Raw genomic sequence first — 2,858 nt, 5'->3', positions numbered from 1 at the left:
CAGGGCCTCCATGGACCTCGTTCAAGCCATCACCCAACAATGCCAGGTCATCACCCGACCCCAGGTGGATCAGGTTAGTTCCACTGCCAGCACTGGCAACATCATTCCCGCCCAGGGTATGGGCTACATTTTTACCACCCTTCAAATAAATTTTGTTGGGCCCGGCAGTTCCCCGCACTATCAGACCTGGCTTCGACCCCACCACATTTTCAATACCGGTAACTGTACCCCCGGTTTCCAGTAGCTGAAACAGGGTTGTGTAAAATACGGTGGCCCCATTGGGTTTGTTTCTTTTGCTGCGTTCTATCAGTCCCTGCTTACTGAAGTAATACAAATCCTGGTCTGATTTCAGGTAGATGCCCTGATCTGAAAAATAGACATAACCTCTCGTACCTCTTCTCTGCTTTCCGGAGTTTGAGATCACGTGGATGTCCTGATTTGAATGGACACGCTTTTTCTTTTTATCTCCTCTCCGGTCATGGGCCACTCTGTAAACGATTTCCCCAACGTAATAGAAGATCTGGTTGCTGTACTGATCAGAAATCCGTCTTACGCCTGTGTGCTTTTTATCGTAACCTGTCAGTAAATGGTCAGATATCAATACTTTGTCAACCAGTTCACGCGAGTAGTCAGCTTTTATCTCTGACAGCGGGGCAATGTATAATTTCCTTGGGCTCAGATACTCATCGGGAGTGGCTTTGGTGGACCTGAAACCGCGCTCCGGTATGCGAAGGAGTCGAAAAAGGGTTGTTCCTCCTGTTTCATTGCCATCCGGCGCAAGGCGCTTAAGGTTGTGGTCTTGCAGGTATACAGCAAAATGGCTACGCCAGCGTCCTTCTTGTAAGTTAACCTCGAAGAATGCGCTGGATTTCGTCCAGGGAAGGAGATAGTAACCCCTAAACCTTTGATGGAGGGTGTTGTATCCGGAGTAAGGAAACCTGACCTGTGCCGGCAAAACAAGGGTATCATTTCCATGACCTCCTCTAATGTTCCCTATGCCTAAGCCCGGTTGAAGCAAGTCATCTCCAGTACCGCCATACTGTTCGATATCGCCAAGGTCATCTATGAGCCTGTCATTATCATCGCCTCCGTCCTGTAGCGCGCCGTTAAAAATAGTGTCACCACCTGGTCCGCCAAAGCCTATCCCACGATATCCCAGATGGAGGACGTCATTACCACGGTTGCCATAGGCAGTCCCTGACCCGTCAATCCATATCCTGTCACTATCAGGGCCTCCAAACGCCTTCCCTGACCTTTCGATCCGGATAGTATCACGGCCTGTGCCCCCTTTTGCTATGCCATCTTTTTTCAGGATCAGCCTGTCGTTGCCTGAACCGCCATAGAGCTCTCCCTTGTCAGCGATCAGGGTGTCATCGCCATCCAGACCATAAAATATCTTGTAACCTTTCTTGCCATACATGTAGTCCCGCAGAGTCGTTCCTATCACCTCTCGCCTGACGTTGAGTCCAGCTTCAAGGGCAAGTCCCTTGTCTCTTTTGCCACCCAAAAGCCTGTCAATGGACTTCGTCAATGACTCGAGATTATCCTCGTACTTATCCTGATCAAGAAAATCGCTGGCATCCAGGTGGAGCTGAAGCCTCCTGTAGCCAGCTTTCTCAAAATGAGCCACTTTGTCTTCAATATATTTTTTGAATTCATCGCCTGCCAATAAAGCATCGAAATCCTGCCTGGCGTTAGGTGGCGGCATCAGTGCCACCAGGGCAGTCTGCACGAAACCCAACAGCGTGCTGATCAGATCTACAACAAGACCCAGCTTTGGAAAGATGAAGTCCAGCGCCAGACCCAGAACATCAAGGCCAATCGTAATGACATCAAGGGCCGCTATTGCGCCAAAAATGGCCGCCTGTTTACGGTTGCCAGCCTTGCTTGCCGCCACGGCGTTGTCGACATTACCGGCCAGTGAAACAGTGCCAGCGGCCAGAGCTATGACACCGCCTACCAGCGGTAAAGCCCTGGCTACCATTCGCGACGCTTTTGGACCCAGCTTGAAAGCTACGCCAATGGCTCCTGCCGGATTTTTCGTTTTGACAAGGGTTTTACTCAGCAACCAGTTGCCGCTCATGGCGAGGCTGTAGTTTGAGCCGATTATGTTCAGAACCGCCCCCGCATAGGCCATGTTCCTGGCTTCAGCAGGCATCGCGTATCCGTACTTTTGCAGGTTAACCAGTGTCATCGTCGACGTGGCTAAGCCGGCGAATGCATTCCCTGCGCCGAAAAGCATCCTGCCCGTACTTAATTTTGTACTACGGTCCAGCATATCCAGCGTGCGCATGAATTTCCCTTGCGGTCTTTTCGACCCACCTCCTGACTTGGTGTCGCCCGGGCTACCCGGCTCGGAGCCATCCCCGCCGGTATGGCCTTTTCGGGCTCGGAGATGCTCCATAAATTCCGGGCTTGCAAGCAGTTGTTCCTTGACATAGCCGGTGTCGTCGGCACTGTAGCCCGAGTCATTGAGCAAAGTGACCACCCGATCAATGACTTGCTCTGGCTTCAGTCCCTGCTTTTCCGCCAGTGCTTGTCGTAACAGATCAAGAAGATTCTTCCGGAACCCCGGATTGTCGAGCATGTCCTCGGTGGTAACCGCCGCAAAACGTCCCTGTTCCAGCAGCAGGAAAGAGTCTGCCAGCAACCCTTTGTCTCCGGCAGCCTGCCTGATAGTGTTGAAGCGATCACTAATCTCAATAGTATCCAGGTGCCTGCTGACCCGGTCCATCAGGGCCATTATGGTCCTGGTCGGTCCGGAGCCGTCGCATAGCACGCACTCTGCGGCGGGCAGTCTTGTTGCCTGGCCGTCTGGCAAACCGGCCTTGTCCAGATTCTGCAGGGCCTTGTCGAAA

At 52.2% G+C, this 2,858-nt stretch carries 1 protein-coding gene; it reads right to left on the bottom strand.

Translation table 11 applies throughout. The features are described from left to right. A partial coding sequence (locus KDK19_RS20125) for a calcium-binding protein (RefSeq protein ID WP_306801377.1) occupies positions 1 to 2,858 on the bottom strand: 2,858 nt, incomplete at both ends.

The sequence above is a fragment of the Endozoicomonas sp. ONNA1 genome, assembly GCF_024606325.1.
Taxonomy (GTDB): Bacteria; Pseudomonadota; Gammaproteobacteria; order Pseudomonadales; family Endozoicomonadaceae; genus Endozoicomonas_A.
The sequence above is the reverse complement of the archived record's forward strand: the minus strand, read 5'-3'. Positions and strand labels throughout refer to the sequence as shown.